The sequence below is a fragment of the Aliikangiella litoralis genome, assembly GCF_052495765.1.
In genome coordinates this window covers 405,656-422,065 of record NZ_CP199292.1, presented here as the reverse complement: position 1 = coordinate 422,065, position 16,410 = coordinate 405,656, and the positions used below count along the sequence as shown (strand labels likewise).

The window sequence follows — 16,410 nt, the reverse complement described above, 5'->3', positions numbered from 1 at the left end:
ACCATTAGTTAGACTATTAAACCACTAATTCACTATATAAATCTAATAAAACGTTTTAAATTCAAATGGTTACAAACTGGCCTAATATTTGCTGATTTTAATATCATCAATCTAAACCCTTAATTTATGGAGAATAAGATGTTCGAACTCATTATTGGCATTATTATTGGCGCTACCTTTGCCGAATTTTGGCGTCATTTGTACCGTGTCATCCACCGTAAAGTAAAAGTCTGGATGGCCGATCACAAAACCTCTGATCCTAAGTAACATAAGCGAAAAGCTACCATCTCAACTTAAACCGATACCCACTTCTTAAAACTTTTTGGGAAGTGGAGATAAACATTATTTCATCTAGCCATACTCATTTAAAGCATACAGTGATATATTTCTCTTTCGAAGACTAACGCAGTAATTAACAAAAATAAAATTTTAAGGAAAAAAACATGCGCACTTTTCTCAAAATTATCGGTGTACTCATTATACTCTTCATTATCGGCGGCTTAATTCTGGATAATAAAGTCAATGTGACACGTGAAATAGAAATTCAAGCTTCCCCAGAAAAAATTCATCTCTTTGTTAATGATTTAAACCAATGGCCACAATGGACTCCCTGGATAGATCTCGATCCAACAATAAAAACAACCATAGGTGCTGTTACTCATGGTGTTGGTGCAATGCAATCGTGGACAGGAGAAAGTGGCTCAGGCAGCTTAACATTTACTCAATCAAGCCCTGAAAACGGAATTGTTTATGATTTAACTTTTGAAGGTGATCCAACCGTTTACATCTCCGGTATGCGCTACTCAGCTAATGGTGATAAAACGATCGTCACTTGGTATATGACAGGTGAAATGCAACCGATTATTATTGGTAATTATTTTGCTCAGCTGATGGATGTATTTGTCGGCGATAGCTTTTCATCTGGTCTTAATAAACTTAAAAAAGCCGTCGAAAGCTCAAACTAGAACACTCGGGTCACAGTTTCACTGGTTAATTAATACAAAGTTAGCCGGTGAATAAACTAACAACAAACTCAACGATATAACGTAGACAGATATATTAAAATAAGCTTAAACTGGTTAAATATGATAAAAATTAGAGCCGCAGAATTAAACGATGCAGCCCAAATATCTGAATTAATAACTCCCTTAGCCAAGCATTTTATCTGTCATGAATTTAGCACAAGTGCACAGGCAGCCATGCTTAACTCAATGAGTAAACAACAAATCAGAGAAAATATTGAAGATAACTATAAATACTACTTAGCTTACAAAAAAGAACAACTTGTGGGTATTATTGGAATATTAAATGGCAGCCACTTATTTCACTTATTTGTAGAAGAAAACTGTCACCAACAAGGAATAGGGAAACAGCTTTGGCAGTATGCATTAACTCAAACCAAACAAAAATCAATGAGTGTGAACGCTTCAAAATTTGCCTACCACTTTTATCGAAAATTGGGGTTTAAACCAACGGAAGGAAAGAAAGAAAAAAATGGAATCAGCTACTATCCCATGCGCTATGATCGCAATTAGTTTTGTAACTCACTCTCAATCACATATTCAATACCTGCCCCATAACGGTTAGTCCACGCTATTCGAGCAGTTAACAGTGGAGGGTTATCAAGCCCTTCTGCTGATTGAACTCGAACCAGCGTATTAATAGCAAGTTCAGCAAGCACTTTGCCTTCAATAAACAAACCTCCATCTGAAAAATCCACGGTTTGTGTTCTAAATCGTGCAATATTTTCACCCGACACAAACACATTGGTTCGAACAGGGATCCGCTTATGCCTACGCTTTTCACTCTCTTTACTCATCTGCCAACCAAATAAAAAACTTTGACTAATACCCAGTTTAGTTCAAAACAATTAGTTTTTCATTTTAGCGGTCACTCTGTGACAATATTATCCCCTGTAGACAGAGATATGATACGACTAACTTCGGATAAATGACGACCACTTTGTTGTTGCCATTCATTGAATGCGGCTTGAACTAACTTTAAATCACGCTGTGAACTAGGGTGTTTAGTCACTATATTCTGAGAAACTAAATAACCAACAATATCACGAGTCAAAAGAAAAGTAGACTTACCAGAAGCCCTCAAAAAATAAGGGCCGGTATTACCGCCAAGGCGAGAACCATTTTTTTTCAAATAAAGCCATAATAAGGTAATTTCTTCTTCTGGCCATTCAGCAATAAACTGACCAAATCCTTGATGCTTTCTGGCGATTGTCTTAATAAAATAAGCATTTTCTCTAACCGCTTTAACCTTAGTCAGATTTCTGATAATACGCTTATCTTGAGCCATTTTTTCAATTTGTTCATCACTAGCCAGCGCAAGTTTTTGCGGTTCAAATCCCCATAAAACCTGCTCAAAACCAGGCCATTTATTTTCAACCACTCGCCAGACAAATCCTGATTGAAATATCTTTTTTGCCATAGCTGACAGATAGTCACTATCAGGCATGTTAATCAAAGTTTGTTTATCACTGACTTGAGGTAACATACCCTCCAAAACCTTTTTGCCGCCTTTTCTTTCTGCGGCACGCGCATAAATCTGCTTAAAACTTTCCATACAACGGTCGCTATTTAGGTTGGCAACTATTCTCTTTGAGTAAAAGCTCATCAACTAATTTAAATAATTCTTCTTTACCACCAGCAGAACTGATATCAGTCATATATTGATGATTAACCAATATTTGCGGTACATGAGCGACTTTATACTTTGTTAACATTTCAAAACTCTTTTTTATTTCAGCTGAAATCGCTTTTTCATCAGCTAAAGTAGCAACCGCCTTCTCTTTATCTGCGCCTTGTGCCACCAAAAACTCAGCAGCTTCATCAGCACTTGCAAATAGTTTTTTATCTTTATGTACGCGCTCAAATAAAGCGTGCTGCACTTTTTCCAAAACGCCTAACTTTTTTGCTGCTTGATGAACAAGCAATAAAGAGCCAAATTGCTGGTGACCTAAATGAGTAGGCACCGCAATAAAGTTAACTTTTCCGGCATTCTTTTTACGCCAAGCTTCAGCATAAGGTTCTAAATTGTAACAATGAGGACATTGATAAGCATAAAATTCAATAACAACAGGCGCTTCACAAGCAAATTGAGGCTCAACAACTCGAAACTTCTCTCCATTAGTTTTTACTGAATGCCCGACTTCCTGATCATGGTTATGCCCTGCATGTTCATTAGCTACAGCTACGGGCGCTTTTTCTTCAACTTTAGATTCAGCAGCAGGTTCACTTTTCTCTTCACTGTTAGACTGCTTCTCTGTTAAATCAGCTGATGCCGCAACTTGCTTATCATGTGTTTTGGCTACTTCTTTTTTCTCTTCTTGTTGGCATGCAGCCAATAAAAAAGCACTAATTAAAACCACACTAAAATATTTCACTTTAACTCCTGCCGAGGCGCTTTTACCATTAATATAGGTATTATTCATTTGGGAGCATCATAACAATATTGCCGAATAAGGCAAAGTAATGCTCTATAAAGTGAGACAGATAACCCAATATTAGAGTCGCTATGAGCCAGAAAAACAGCCCTTACTGCCTATGTCCCCAATATAACACCTGCTTTAATAGCTGAAAAATATATCTTCAAAAAAAGCGGTATGCATATTAGAAACGCCATGACTTTATAAAAACAAAAAACCTAGTTCAGACAATTGACTCTGTCTGATTGGCTATTATCTCTTAATAACCAGACAGCCAAGTTAACAATTATGACAGACACAAGAATAATATAGGCAATTGGTAAGCCACTCCCATCGAATAATACCGCCAACAATGGGCCTGCAATAGCACCGCTACCAAACCTTAAAGTGCCAATTACAGCAGTAGCTGTCCCAGCTTGCTCACTAAATTGCTGCAAAACCAGTGCATCAGAGTTAGCACTTATCATAGCAACAGCTGCAATCAACAATATTAGTCCGCTAACAATGATATAAGGATGTGCATTGGTCAACATTAAAGCAAAGAATATCAAGGTGGCTACCAGTGCCAATAAACTAGCAACAAACAAAATCTTATTAGAACCAAAATGTGGAACCAAACGGGTATTGAAAAAATTACTGACAAATAAACCAACGACATTTAAACCAAATAACAAGCTAAACTGCTGCTCTGATAATTGAAATACTTGAATATACAAAAAAGAAACCGAAGTTATATAAGTAAAGAAAACCACAGAAGACAACATCGATATCAGTAAATAACCATGACATGAAGAAGTTCCTAATACTTTTTTATAACTTGCCAAAAACTTAAGTGGTAATTCAGCAGAATCCACTTTTTTTACTTCTAACTTTGGGAAAAAAAAGAAAGAAATAATCAATATTATTCCACTGTAAGCAGCCAGCACTTTAAAAATAAGTGGCCACTGGCCAAATGAAAGTAAATACCCACCAACAGCAGGGGCTAGCATTGGCGCTATCATCATGATCATAGATACGTAAGATAAGCCTTTGGCAGTATCTTTACCAAAAAGCTGCCGTATTGCCCCAGGAATAACAACCGTAGCCGCACCACCAAACAAAGCTTGTAAAAAACGAAAGACTAAAAACAACGTCACATCATCAACATTTGATAATAACCATGTAAATAAAGTAAAACCGATTAAGCCACCCATTAATAAAGGCCGTCGGCCTAAACGATCAGCTAAAGGGCCAAATAAAAACATACCTAAACCATAACCAGCCAAATAAATACTCAAAGAATTTTGAATAATTTCAATCGATGACTCTAATGTAATTGCCATTCGTGGCAACGCAGGCAAATACATATCAATGGCTAACGGAGTAATAGCAAAAATCGCTGCAAATAAGGGTAAAAAACGCATACAGAAACAACCTGATACTGAATAAACGAGTTAAATCTTAGTTTAGCTTTCAACAGAGCATGCGTAAATGTTATATACTAAATACCAACTATCAGTTTTATGCATACATATAATAAAATTATCAATAAAATGAGTACTCAATGATCTCTTATGACTTAAGCTACTTACCCGCCTTAAAAGTGCTTTTAACCGAAAAAAATATTACACGTGCGGCCCGTCGTATGAACCTCTCACAACCAGCAATGAGTCGGATATTTTCCAGACTAAAATCTGACTTTGCCGATCCATTAATGGTAAGAGCAGGCAATCAATATCAGCTAACACCTAAAGCTCAAATAGTTTTGCAGCAGCTCAACCAATTACTCCCCCAACTGGAAAACTTAACTAAAAACGATGAGCTAACACTCTCTGAAATTGAGCAGACTATTATTCTATCGGGAACAGATATGGATATTGTATACGTTAGTCAACGTATTAATAAAATAAGACAGCATGCCCCAAAACTTAATTTAAGGATCAATAATAGCAGTCCCCACATTATTGATGAACTGATTGGTGCGCAGCTTGATTTTGTTTTGACGGCACTTGATGACGATAGAGCAGGCCTCTATCGAAAACGATTAACTGAAGAAAATTTTGTCATTGTTGCGGGTCAAAACACCAATATTTGCGAAAATGAAATGGATTTAGAAACTTACCTATCTTACCAACATGGTATTTTTTCTTTTGCCGAACCTATGCGAGGAAAAATTGATGTTGCCTTAGAGCAACTTGGACATCAAAGAACCATTAATCTTGCCATACCAACATTTTTGCAAATACCACCATTCTTATCAGATCCAAATCTATTGTTTTCAGTTCCTAAAAGTTTTGCCTTATATTTAGCCAAATATTTCAAAATAAAAATATTACCCCTTCCATTTGAAACACAAAAATTATCTATTTACCTTTATTGGCACGAACGTCAGCATAACAATAAGCTACACCAATGGATTAGAGAAATATTATTGGATTCATCCCTGAGCTTATAAAACTACTGAGTTAAAAATTCGTACAGCGCTGCTTTAGCATTTTGAGAGTGGTAAATAGTTGTCTCTAAACAACATTCTGCAAATGCAATTTCAAGCGCATCAGATTGAGTCAACATTAAAATAATTTCAGCGCCTTCTGTTGAATCGAGCTGAACCCAACCAAAAGTATTTATCAACCCTTCAACGTCAACCTCTTCCATATAGTCCTGACGTTCTAACTGATGACATTCCAAAGGGCAATGATTGTTTCCTTTAAAAGTAACGACTTGATAAGTTTTTGGTACAGATAGAAAATCTCTTTTTACAGAAAATACAAGAGTTAATACTTTTTCACCATTGTTCGACTCAGATACAAAAGCCCAATCGTTCGACTGATTATCAAGTTCAGGTAGTAAACTAAAATGATTGCTCAATTAAAAACCTATATTCTTTATTTTTACTAATGCAATAAATATCTAGTAGCCAATATCATAGTAACCAACTTGTCGAAACAAGTTGTCTTTTGTTTTCTTCAAGCGATCTTAACATATAACAATAAACGAAAATAAAAATATTTTGGATAAGCAAAGCCAACCAATCTCTCATGGAGATTGATTGGCATGAATTGAATATTAATCATATAATTTGGTTGACTTAAACTATTATCAATAAAACTGTTTCTAATTGATGAAGATTTAATAAAAGGAAGAACGCTGTATATAATCGCTTTAAAGATATTAACCCCCAATGTTATGCAATTCATCCCATTATTTATTGAGCTTCTCCTAGAAAATAAGACCGTTACCAAAATAAAACTATGGCCAATAAAAACAATAATCAACAAACCGATCATTCAGTAACCAAATTATTAGAAGAATTAAACCTAGGAAATAAACAAGCTTATGACAAACTCTTTCCAATTATTTATTCTGACTTGCGCCAGAGAGCCAAACAACAACGCCACAACTGGTATAATCAAAATACATTAAATACCTCTGCATTAATTAATGAGACCTACTTAAAATTAGTTGAAAATAATAATCTCGACTGGCAATGCCGCTCTCACTTTTTAATGACCGCCGCTCAGGCAATGCGGCATATACTCATCGACTATGCTAGACATAGAAGTGCCAAAAAAAGAGGAGGCTCACTGATTAATATCGAATTAACAGAGTCTATTGGTGAGTTATCTATTAAAGATGATCGCATCGATGATCTGCTATCGTTAGATAAAGCACTAAAAAAATTAACATCTATCAATGAGCGTGAGAGCCAAGTCGTCGAGTGTCGAATTTTTGCAGGTATGAGTCTCCATGAAACATCGACGGCATTAGGTATATCAATGGCAACAGTAAAAAGAGATTGGGCAATAGCCCAGGCTTGGTTACAAAGAGAAATGGAATGTTGATTAACCTATATACATTTTTATTAAAGCACTGCTTTTACTATTTTAATCAGTAATCTCAAAAATATGTCATTACAAAAGAATAACTAACTCATACGGTTAATTGATACCTACCAATCAACTGACATCTTCATGGAGAACCAAATATATGCTGAAAAATTTGGAACGAGAAAGAGTTAAAAATATATTTTATGAGGCTTGTCAGCTAACAAAAAATAAACAACTATCTTTTATTAAAAAAGAATGTGAAGGCAATAAAAAACTAATTGCTGAAGTTAAATCGTTATTATCATCTTATGAAAAGTCAACTTTGTTTTTTCAACAACTAGCCCAAAGTCTATTAGGTAATGAATTAGTTGATGACGAAAACGAAATCGACCTATCACCTGATCCATATAATATTATAGATACTCAGGTCAACCATTATCTGATCCAATCAAAACTTGGTTCTGGTGGTATGGGAGTGGTCTATAAAGCTAAAGATATCCACTTAAAACGTACCGTTGCACTCAAATTTTTACCACTCTTTTTACAAAACGATCCTATTGCTATAAAAAGGTTTAGGCAAGAAGCAACCACAGCATCAAATATTGATCACATCAATATAGGTACCATATTTAGTGTAGAAGAAACAATGCAAGGTTTTCCTTTTATTAGCATGGCTTATTATGAAGGAGAAACTCTAGAAGCGTTTAATACTCACAATCAATTTAATTTTGAGCAGTATATTTCTATTTTTTATCAAATAGCTAATGGCCTTAAAGCCGCTCATAATAATGGTATTATTCATAGAGACATTAAGCCCGCTAATATCATTTTACTGGATAATAATTGTATTAAAATAATAGATTTTGGGCTAGCTAAAATTAGCAATGAACAATTTACCCGTACTGGAATAAAAATGGGCACATTATCTTATATGAGCCCAGAGCATATAAAAGGAGAAACAATTGATCACACAAGTGACATATGGTCATTAGGTGTACTGATGTTTGAGTTAACAGCCCAAAAAAAACCATTTACGGGAACCACCGATCCGGCAATCATGCACTCAGTACTCAATAATGAACCTGACATTGCCCCATTAAATCTACCATTAGCTTTTAAAAAAATATTAGCTTGTTGCTTAAATAAAAATAAATCTCAACGTTTTCAATCAACTGATGAGCTATGCCGTGCTTTAAAAAGTATTCAACAAACAACTGCTTCAAATAATATATTTAGTTCGAACAAAAAGCTTCACTACTTCTTTTTAAAACCTAAAAAATTCTTAACATTGCTTTTACTAACTGCACTTATTACTTTACCCTTAATAATCCTTAATAACTTCAACACCAATCTATTATTTAATCAGCAAATATCAGCCAATCAAAACATTGGGATTGCAGTTGTCTCATTTCAAAACGACTTATCCCATCATGAACTTGAATTAATTAATTCCGTTTCACAAACATTAACAAAAATTAGTGATAACAAAGCTAATTTTTGGTTCATTACAGAAAAAAAGACCCGCGACTACAAGCTGACCGATTTAACAAAAATAAAATCATTATTTGGCACAAACTTCATATTGAATATACAACTTAACCAAGTGAATAACCGCTACAATATTCAAGCCGAATTAATCAATTCAGAAACACTTAAAATAACAAAGTCCTTCACTGCTAAACAGTCATCTTCAAACTTAGTTTCATTAAAAACAGACTTGAACAATCAACTCCTCAAGTTATTTAACATTTCAGAATCAAACATTCGTGAAAACCTAAACAAGCTAGAAACATCCAAACCAAAAGCTTACGAGGCTTACATTAAAGCTATAGCTCTGCTCGAACGCTCTGACATAGAAGGTAACACAGAAAAAGCCATTGATCTTTTAAAACTAGCAATCACTCATGACCCTCAGTATATAAAAGCTATGATCAAGTTAGCTGATAGTTATCGTTGGTTACATGCAGATAAAAAGGATATTGAAAATGCTAATAAAGCAGAAAAACTGTATGAAAAAATACTTGCTATTTATCCTGATGAAATCACTTCATATCTTAGCCTTGCCAAACTGCATAGTTTACAAGGACGCATGGGAACCGCTCTCGCCTCTTATCAACTGGCATTAATGCGCTCGCCTAATAACCAAAAAATTTACACCGGAATAGCTAATATCTATGAAAAATCAAACCAGCTAGATAAAGCAGAAGAAAACTTATTAAAATCAATTAATATCAATCCTAATGACTGGAATAACCATAATAATTTAGGAAGTTTTTATATTCGACAAAATCGTTATCAAGATGCCATTAAACCATTTAAAAAAGTTGTAGCGCTCACTCCAGGCAATTCGTGGGGATATAATAATTTAGGCGTTAGTTACTGGTACTTGAATCAAACGAATGAAACTATTAAATACTTTAGACAGTCACTTTCAATAAAAGAAGATTACACTATTTATAAAAATACAGCTTCACTTTACTACTACCAGCACAACTTCGAACAAGCCATAAAAATGTATGAAAAAGCTTTAGAACTAAACCAAAAAGATTATAAAGTCTGGGGAGGTTTAGCGGCATCTTACTTTTATGCAAACAAAAATATAAACAAAGTCAACCGTACATTTTATAACGCTATTGATTTAGCATTAAAAAATCAACCCAATTCACAGTTAGATACCGATCTTATTTCTAATTTAGCTTATTACTATGCCTTTATTAATCAAACTAAACTGTCAGAACTTTATCTAAGAAAGCTATTAAACAGTGATAATTTAACGGCTCAACTAACCAATAACATTGCACTTATTTATACGATATTAAAACAAGAAAGCAAAGCAATAATTTGGTTAAAAAAAGCCATTAAACTTGGTTATGCTAAACAAGCAATATTAAATTCACCAGAATATAACCAATTGCTATCAACACAACAAATCAATGAACTTTTTAAACAAAAGTAATAAAAACTATTGAGCTGATTAAACATTAACTTTCGTATTAACTACTAACGGCTTTTTAATTAGTCGTTATGCTAATTATTTAAACCCTCAACTTACTATTTGGGAGAATAAAGTATGAATACCTCTAAGGTACAAGAAACTTACACCATTGATTTAATAGTCGATCAACTATGTTCATTAGATCCTTCGGATATTCCTTTATCTGTTGATTTACATAGTGGCGATACTATTGTTTTTAATTATGTTAAACATGAACTTTGTCAAGAAACATTTATTTTTCAGCTTAATACAAATGATCAAAATATTAACCTAGATTCACTATTTACCACATCTGATCTTGAGCTGCCTTCGAGCCCTTCATGCTCTTTTGAAGCTTCTTCATCAAAAACATACATCTTGTTTGTTAATCAAGAATCTCCAACTGCAAATGCGTCATTCAGTGCTGCGGTTCGTACCATTGTTACGATGGAAATAAAAGTAAATCCACCGGAAAAAGACCAACTCAGCAGTTAATTCATGAGTAGTTTATTAGCTTGAACAAGCAAATACGCAAAAATACTTAATGAGCTAAAAGTAAATTTTTATTTTTTCATGAGCTTTTTTCAATCAACTTTACGTAATTAATAAAAACACTCATAAACTGAAGTCACTCCTTCACAATATGAGATTTTATAATGACGAAAAGGAAAAGCTCATGTTTTCACTATCAACCAGATTAACTTTTTTTATATTGATATTAGACTTTGCTCACTTGGCTATTAATACAGCAATAGCCGAATCAATCTCTCAATTCAAAAATCCGCCTAATATGCCTATCCAACGCATAACTCCAGCTAAAACAATGGCTGCAAGTAATGCTTCTTTTGAATGGTTTGTAAAATACACACAAAACAAATTATGGAATCCAACAACCCAATCTTACGATAAGGTTTCTTTACGTAGCTATCAGGGAACAGGTATTGATCCTAATGTGCCCTACGTTGCTCCCACCATTCGTATTCTTCCTGGTGAAACAATTCGAGCCACCTTGCATAATCAACTACCTTATGATCCCACTTGCATTGATAAAAGCAACAAAAACGATGTTAATGTTCCTCACTGTTTTAATGGCACAAATATGCATACGCATGGTTTATGGATTAATCCTGCAGGTAACAGTGACAATGTATTAATCTCAATTAATCCAGGCATTAGCTTTCAATATGAATATAACGTGCCTGAAGATCATCCTGCAGGAACTTTTTGGTATCATCCTCACAGACACGGCTCAACAGCTATTCAAGTTTCCAGCGGTATGGCAGGTGCACTGATTATTGATGGCACTCGCCAACCGACGGTCAATAATAACGGTGATATAGATACCCTGCTAACTCCTTCTAAAGGACAACCTTTTAATGAACGTATAATAGTTCTTCAACAAATTCAGTATGCTTGCTATGAAGTCGATCCTGAAACTCAAACACTGCTCCCAAAAACCAATGATGATGGAAGCTACCGATGTGAAAAAGGTGATATAGGAAAAATTGAAAACTATGATTTTGGTAACTGGCCTGACTCTGGACGTTTTACCAGCATCAATGGCATTGTCCAGCCAGTATTTAATGATGCTGTTGTTGGACAAGTAGAACGCTGGAGAATGATTCATGCCGGAGTACATGACAGCATTAGCCTTCAAATAAGAAAACTCAAAAATAACTCTCAATCATGGAAAAACCTTAAAGCCTCTGAACATAAACAGTTTATTGAAAACAATTGTACTGGCGATATTGTTTCACAACATGTTATTGCTGCCGATGGTCTAACAACAGCACATATACAAAATAAAAAAACTACCGTTTTTCAACCGGGTTATCGTTGGGATTCATTAGTTTTATTTTCTGAACCTGGCACCTATTGCATTATTGATGAAACGGCAGAAGCCATTTCTAATGTGTCACAAAAAACATCGCCAATGGGTTTAATAGGTACTGTAACTGTCAAAGAAAATAGTCAATATCATCATCAAGGGATCAACGGCATCCCCACTGTCACAATGCAAATTCATCCGACTCAAACGGGAGATACTGTCGCTAATGACAGTGAAGTACCACCGGGAAAAGGTAAATTGATTGTCGTTGGTTTTTGGCAACAAACTAAAGACTCTTCTACTCAAGAAACAGATAACCCTTGTGCCGGAGAACCCCACTTTAAAATTGCTTTTCCTGTTGAGTATGGTAATGACAAGTGCTACGCCTGGAAACATTGGGATATTAACGGCAAAGCTCATGAAAATTCCGCTAGTCGGTTTCATTGTAAAAATGGAAAGTTAGAATACACACAATGGACTACTTACACCTGTTCTGGTGGTATAAATTCCAAAGGTACAATCAAAGAAGCATCAATTACACAATGTAAACAAGATATACCGCCGGAGCTTTATTCCAAATTATTAATGCCCAAGATTGCTAGCCAACTAATTGGTATAAATATCAATCGATAACTTTTTAAATTTTAGTACCACAACTGGTTCCACTATTTTTCTGTGGAGCTAAAAATATTGTAAAGGAGAAAATAACGATGAAAAAAAGTTTATTAACTTTCACTTCAACGGTGATATTGAGTTTAAATATGACTAATGCTCAAGCAGAATTAGTCCAATGGAAAAAAGAGGATGGTGGTAATGGTAAATACTATGAAGTAGTCTCCGGTAGAATGACTTATAACAGTGCATATCAAGCCGCGATTAACCGATCGGTTCATATCAACCCTGTACCAGATAATCACGCCGATCCCCACCTTGCTTCTATTAACAGCGCGGCAGAAAATGCTTTTGTTCATCAACTATTAATACAAGCGAATATTTCTAACGCATGGCTTTCTGGCACAGATGAAGGACACGAAGGTAAATGGCGATGGCATAATAAATGGAATTTTAGATATACCAATTGGCGTGCTGGGGAACCGAACAATGCAGGGGCAAACGAAAACCACTTAGTCATTCGTCAAGTTGATGGATTTTGGAATGATCTAAGAGCCAGTAGCATCGCTAATGGTTATGTAGTTGAATATGATGCATTGCCAAAATTAAAAGACGTTGAGTATCGGCTTGATAGAAAAGAGTACATCATTGACGACATTATTCGTGATAAAAAATTTCATAAACCCTATTTTTTCTTAGGTCATTATCTTGGCTTTGGTTGGGCAGGTGGAGATAATACCACACAGATTGGTGAAGATTTAGGCATAGAAAAAGAAACTGACAATAGTTATCGTGTATATGCTATTTGGCGAGGCGGCAATCCAGGAGGCGATAAAAAAAATAAAAGGTTAAATGTTGTCTTCAAAGACATCGAATTTTTAGTTGATCCTAAATCACTAAAAACTGGCGAAGCAGTGATCAATTACACAGGCAAAACCTACCAAGTAGGCAAAACAGTTTGCAATATTAGTGATTCACCAGTTACCTCATCAGTTGGGATATCTATGGACTATGAATCATCCTGGAATAAAACTGACGCATTTAGTTTTTCTTCTACATTAAGTGTCACACAAACTTACAGTGCCGAGGTAAGTGTACCAGGAATTAAAGTTGGAACCGAAACTTCATTTTCTGCAGGTTTTACGCAAAATCAAGCATGGAGTGAAACAACAGGCGGTTCTGAAGTAATTACATTATCAGGCTCCGATTCTGTCACTGTTGCACCAAACCAAAAGAAACGCATTGTCCTAATTGCTAATGAAGAAGAAGCTATTATCCCTTACACTGCCGATGCGCATATTAGCTACAATGTTACGCTATCTGGTTTTTTACGCTGGGGAGGCAATGCGCATAAAGATCATCCAACTAATAGACCTGATCATACAGCATATTTTGGGACAGAAAGTTTAGGTTTAAATGCCGCTGAAGATATGATTGATCAATACTTCCACCGTGAATACAATCTTCCAAACCTGGAATGGGATTGGCAGTGGACTCGAGAAAACTACGGTCTTTTTGCAATGCGTAATACCCTAAGAGATATTGGCAAACGTAAATATAAAGCCAAAGTGGCAGGTAATTTTGTAACTAAAAACGCGCTCGATTACTACACGCTAGTAACTGACGAAGGAACAATCAATAATGGACAAGAGTGCGATGTTTTTCTATAAATCATTATAAATTACCGTTTACTTGAAATAGGCTGTTTAATTTTAACAACCTATTTCATTTTATAAAAGAATAAACCAATTCAGTGAAAACATTTATTACGTAATCCAAAAATCATTTTCAAATTAAACCATTTTCGATTGCTTTTAATACGGCTCTTGTTCTGTCTCGCACATGTAATTTAGCCAAAATAAAAGATACTACATTTCTAACTGTTCCCACCGAGCGATGAATTGCTTGAGCAATTTCATTATTTGAATATCCTGCTGCGATTAACCTTAGCACTTGAACTTCATTAGCTGATAAACGCTCAATAATTTGATTTTCTTCAGACTTAATGACACTTTTATGTTCCATAATTTGATTAGTCACGGCTGGTTGAATCCACATTTCTCCAGCCGCAACAGCATCAATTGCATTGACTAAAATTTCAAGTGTGACATCTTTTCGTAAATAACCATTAGCACCAAGTTTCATACAGTTTAGTACGAGTTCATGTTCATCAAATGTTGTCAATATTAAGGTGGGTAAAATAATATTGTTTTTCTTCAATGCAGACAATACTGCTAATCCATCCATACGTGGCATACGAATATCAAGTAACATAATATCCGGTTGGAGGCGTTCTATTGCTTTTAATACTCCTGTACCATCATCTAGTTGCTCAACGACGTTAATATGCTTTGTCAGCTGTAGTAAACTACAAATTCCCATTCGAACTAAGTTTTGATCATCAACTAATAGTAATTTTATTGACATCAACCTACCTTCTGTTAATTAAGTGCCATTAATATTCTCTAAAACCGAAGAGGAAGCTTAATTGTTATTAAAAATTTTTCAACATCATTATTAATATCTAACTGTCCACCAAGATTTTCAACTCTTTCGGCCATTCCCGTTAAACCATTACCTTTTATAATTGACTTTTTTGTTCCTCCATCATCAACAATAGTTAAGATAATATATTCCTCTGTTGAAGTTAAAGTAATCACACATTTAGTCGCATTTGCATGTTTGAGTGTGTTCGTGATCCCTTCCTGTACACAACGAAAAATAACTTCTGCCTGACGCGGCTCAGATAATGTTCTTGACAGTAGATAATGAAGTTCAACGGTTAACCAGGGAATATCTTTAGTTAATGTTATCAATGCTTCTTCTAAATCTAGATTTTTATCGGGCCGAATAGCCGAAACAGTATCTCTCACATCTGATAGTAATAAGTGACTAATAGCCTTTGCTTGATTGATATACTGTTTGGTTTCCTCAGGTTTAACATGAGAGGCTACTTCTAATTGTAAGCTTAAGGCAGTTAAGTGATGACCAATTACATCATGTAAATCTTGCGAAATCCTTAAGCGCTCATCTCTTTTAATAGCGCTGCTTAATAACATTTGTGTTGCTTTTAGTTCTCTAATTAACTGCAAAGATTTATTTTTTGCTTGTTGTTCACTGATAAAACGTTTTTTTGTTATTAATGCAAAAAAATTAAAGAGTATATACAGCATGGCCCCCTGATACGCATAAGGAATTTGTTTAACTAAATCATCAATCATAGCCCCTAAAAAAGGAAACAAAACAGCGATTATCAAAGCATACTTGTCACCGTAAAGCTCAACAATATGTACAACAATAATGATGCCTAATATTCCCACTATCGTATACTGAAAAAACATGAGCAATGTAAACATAGACAATATGGAAATGACAATACCAATAGCTTGAATCTTATTCCTTATTTTATGCTTAAAGTCAATTTCAAAAGCAATAAATCCTACGGCATATAATACAAATAAAATGAGCACATAGCTAAAATTCTTCATATTAAAAGGAGGAGATGTCGTTTCACCACTGTTCCATGCAGATAATGTTAATAACATTACTCCTAGCCAGGTAGCTATACCTAAATAAAGTTCAGCAGATTGCTTTTTCATTTTAATCGTAGTCAATTATCACGTGTTAATATTATGACACATGAACGAGTTAATCAGTATAGATAAATGTCACGACGTTTGTTAGACAGTATCATTAATTATCTCTTCGTGACATTTGACACCTGCCACTTTTTTAAACACTAGATAAAATC

At 34.9% G+C, this 16,410-nt stretch carries 16 protein-coding genes; 9 read left to right on the top strand and 7 right to left on the bottom strand.

Annotation, left to right across the window (positions count from 1 at the left end; all coding sequences use genetic code 11):
• Positions 1 to 138 precede the first annotated feature (138 nt).
• From ACT5E3_RS01860 to ACT5E3_RS01850, 3 genes are all read left to right on the top strand, one after another.
• Positions 139 to 267, top strand: a complete 129-nt coding sequence (locus tag ACT5E3_RS01860; RefSeq protein ID WP_444996623.1) for a hypothetical protein — start codon at positions 139 to 141, stop codon at positions 265 to 267.
• Positions 268 to 443: 176 nt separating this feature from the next.
• On the top strand, positions 444 to 965 hold the full coding sequence (locus ACT5E3_RS01855) for an SRPBCC family protein (RefSeq protein ID WP_444996622.1): 522 nt from the start codon (positions 444 to 446) through the stop codon (positions 963 to 965).
• A 120-nt stretch (positions 966 to 1,085) separates the two neighbouring features.
• Positions 1,086 to 1,535 carry a GNAT family N-acetyltransferase gene (locus ACT5E3_RS01850; protein WP_444996621.1) on the top strand — a complete coding sequence of 150 codons (450 nt, stop codon included), beginning with the start codon at positions 1,086 to 1,088 and terminating at the stop codon, positions 1,533 to 1,535.
• Here the strand turns inward: ACT5E3_RS01850 and ACT5E3_RS01845 are convergent.
• From ACT5E3_RS01845 to ACT5E3_RS01830, 4 genes are all read right to left on the bottom strand, one after another.
• Positions 1,532 to 1,819, bottom strand: coding sequence for a PilZ domain-containing protein (locus ACT5E3_RS01845; RefSeq protein WP_444996620.1), 288 nt, complete (start codon positions 1,817 to 1,819; stop codon positions 1,532 to 1,534). The two genes, ACT5E3_RS01850 and ACT5E3_RS01845, sit on opposite strands and share 4 nt — an antisense overlap.
• Before the next feature lie 71 nt (positions 1,820 to 1,890).
• Positions 1,891 to 2,577 (bottom strand): DNA-3-methyladenine glycosylase I, encoded by a 687-nt coding sequence (locus tag ACT5E3_RS01840; RefSeq protein WP_444996619.1) that lies wholly within the window; start codon positions 2,575 to 2,577, stop codon positions 1,891 to 1,893.
• Positions 2,578 to 2,587: 10 nt separating this feature from the next.
• The gene (locus tag ACT5E3_RS01835; RefSeq protein ID WP_444996618.1) at positions 2,588 to 3,445 is read right to left on the bottom strand and encodes a thioredoxin domain-containing protein; all 858 of its coding nucleotides are present in this window, start codon (positions 3,443 to 3,445) and stop codon (positions 2,588 to 2,590) included.
• A 212-nt stretch (positions 3,446 to 3,657) separates the two neighbouring features.
• On the bottom strand, positions 3,658 to 4,842 hold the full coding sequence (locus ACT5E3_RS01830) for a multidrug effflux MFS transporter (RefSeq protein WP_444996617.1): 1,185 nt from the start codon (positions 4,840 to 4,842) through the stop codon (positions 3,658 to 3,660).
• A 140-nt stretch (positions 4,843 to 4,982) separates the two neighbouring features.
• On the opposite strand from ACT5E3_RS01830, the gene ACT5E3_RS01825 reads away from it, so the two are divergent.
• Positions 4,983 to 5,873, top strand: a complete 891-nt coding sequence (locus tag ACT5E3_RS01825; RefSeq protein ID WP_444996616.1) for a LysR family transcriptional regulator — start codon at positions 4,983 to 4,985, stop codon at positions 5,871 to 5,873.
• A gap of 2 nt (positions 5,874 to 5,875) precedes the next feature.
• Here the strand turns inward: ACT5E3_RS01825 and ACT5E3_RS01820 are convergent, their stop codons facing one another.
• Positions 5,876 to 6,286: a hypothetical protein gene (locus ACT5E3_RS01820; RefSeq protein WP_444996615.1), complete on the bottom strand. Its 411-nt coding sequence runs from the start codon at positions 6,284 to 6,286 to the stop codon at positions 5,876 to 5,878.
• A gap of 383 nt (positions 6,287 to 6,669) precedes the next feature.
• Between ACT5E3_RS01820 and ACT5E3_RS01815 the strand changes: the two genes are divergently transcribed.
• The 5 genes from ACT5E3_RS01815 (at position 6,670) to ACT5E3_RS01795 (ending at position 14,329) form a co-directional block, all read left to right on the top strand.
• Entirely contained in the window at positions 6,670 to 7,260 is a 591-nt protein-coding gene (locus tag ACT5E3_RS01815; protein WP_444996614.1) for an ECF-type sigma factor, read from the top strand.
• 145 nt (positions 7,261 to 7,405) lie between these two features.
• Positions 7,406 to 10,201, top strand: coding sequence for a protein kinase domain-containing protein (locus ACT5E3_RS01810; RefSeq protein WP_444996613.1), 2,796 nt, complete (start codon positions 7,406 to 7,408; stop codon positions 10,199 to 10,201).
• Between the two features lie 114 nt (positions 10,202 to 10,315).
• A complete protein-coding gene (locus ACT5E3_RS01805; protein ID WP_444996612.1) occupies positions 10,316 to 10,714 on the top strand; it encodes a hypothetical protein in 399 nt (132 codons plus the stop codon).
• A 181-nt stretch (positions 10,715 to 10,895) separates the two neighbouring features.
• A complete protein-coding gene (locus ACT5E3_RS01800; protein WP_444996611.1) occupies positions 10,896 to 12,680 on the top strand; it encodes a multicopper oxidase family protein in 1,785 nt (594 codons plus the stop codon).
• Positions 12,681 to 12,757: 77 nt separating this feature from the next.
• Entirely contained in the window at positions 12,758 to 14,329 is a 1,572-nt protein-coding gene (locus tag ACT5E3_RS01795; RefSeq protein ID WP_444996610.1) for an aerolysin family beta-barrel pore-forming toxin, read from the top strand.
• A 118-nt stretch (positions 14,330 to 14,447) separates the two neighbouring features.
• On the opposite strand, the gene ACT5E3_RS01790 is transcribed toward ACT5E3_RS01795, so the two are convergent.
• The gene (locus tag ACT5E3_RS01790; RefSeq protein ID WP_444996609.1) at positions 14,448 to 15,086 is read right to left on the bottom strand and encodes a response regulator transcription factor; all 639 of its coding nucleotides are present in this window, start codon (positions 15,084 to 15,086) and stop codon (positions 14,448 to 14,450) included.
• A 38-nt stretch (positions 15,087 to 15,124) separates the two neighbouring features.
• Complete coding sequence (locus ACT5E3_RS01785) at positions 15,125 to 16,258, bottom strand: sensor histidine kinase (RefSeq protein ID WP_444996608.1); 1,134 nt, start codon at positions 16,256 to 16,258, stop codon at positions 15,125 to 15,127.
• Positions 16,259 to 16,410: the final 152 nt, after the last annotated feature.

Coding starts and splice junctions, on each gene's coding strand:
- ACT5E3_RS01860 (WP_444996623.1), top strand. CDS start 139: ATGTTCGAACTCATTATTGGCATTATTATTGGCGCTACCTTTGCCGAA.
- ACT5E3_RS01855 (WP_444996622.1), top strand. CDS start 444: ATGCGCACTTTTCTCAAAATTATCGGTGTACTCATTATACTCTTCATT.
- ACT5E3_RS01850 (WP_444996621.1), top strand. CDS start 1,086: ATGATAAAAATTAGAGCCGCAGAATTAAACGATGCAGCCCAAATATCT.
- ACT5E3_RS01845 (WP_444996620.1), bottom strand. CDS start 1,819: ATGAGTAAAGAGAGTGAAAAGCGTAGGCATAAGCGGATCCCTGTTCGA.
- ACT5E3_RS01840 (WP_444996619.1), bottom strand. CDS start 2,577: ATGGAAAGTTTTAAGCAGATTTATGCGCGTGCCGCAGAAAGAAAAGGC.
- ACT5E3_RS01835 (WP_444996618.1), bottom strand. CDS start 3,445: ATGAATAATACCTATATTAATGGTAAAAGCGCCTCGGCAGGAGTTAAA.
- ACT5E3_RS01830 (WP_444996617.1), bottom strand. CDS start 4,842: ATGCGTTTTTTACCCTTATTTGCAGCGATTTTTGCTATTACTCCGTTA.
- ACT5E3_RS01825 (WP_444996616.1), top strand. CDS start 4,983: ATGATCTCTTATGACTTAAGCTACTTACCCGCCTTAAAAGTGCTTTTA.
- ACT5E3_RS01815 (WP_444996614.1), top strand. CDS start 6,670: ATGGCCAATAAAAACAATAATCAACAAACCGATCATTCAGTAACCAAA.
- ACT5E3_RS01810 (WP_444996613.1), top strand. CDS start 7,406: ATGCTGAAAAATTTGGAACGAGAAAGAGTTAAAAATATATTTTATGAG.
- ACT5E3_RS01805 (WP_444996612.1), top strand. CDS start 10,316: ATGAATACCTCTAAGGTACAAGAAACTTACACCATTGATTTAATAGTC.
- ACT5E3_RS01800 (WP_444996611.1), top strand. CDS start 10,896: ATGTTTTCACTATCAACCAGATTAACTTTTTTTATATTGATATTAGAC.
- ACT5E3_RS01795 (WP_444996610.1), top strand. CDS start 12,758: ATGAAAAAAAGTTTATTAACTTTCACTTCAACGGTGATATTGAGTTTA.
- ACT5E3_RS01790 (WP_444996609.1), bottom strand. CDS start 15,086: ATGTCAATAAAATTACTATTAGTTGATGATCAAAACTTAGTTCGAATG.
- ACT5E3_RS01785 (WP_444996608.1), bottom strand. CDS start 16,258: ATGAAAAAGCAATCTGCTGAACTTTATTTAGGTATAGCTACCTGGCTA.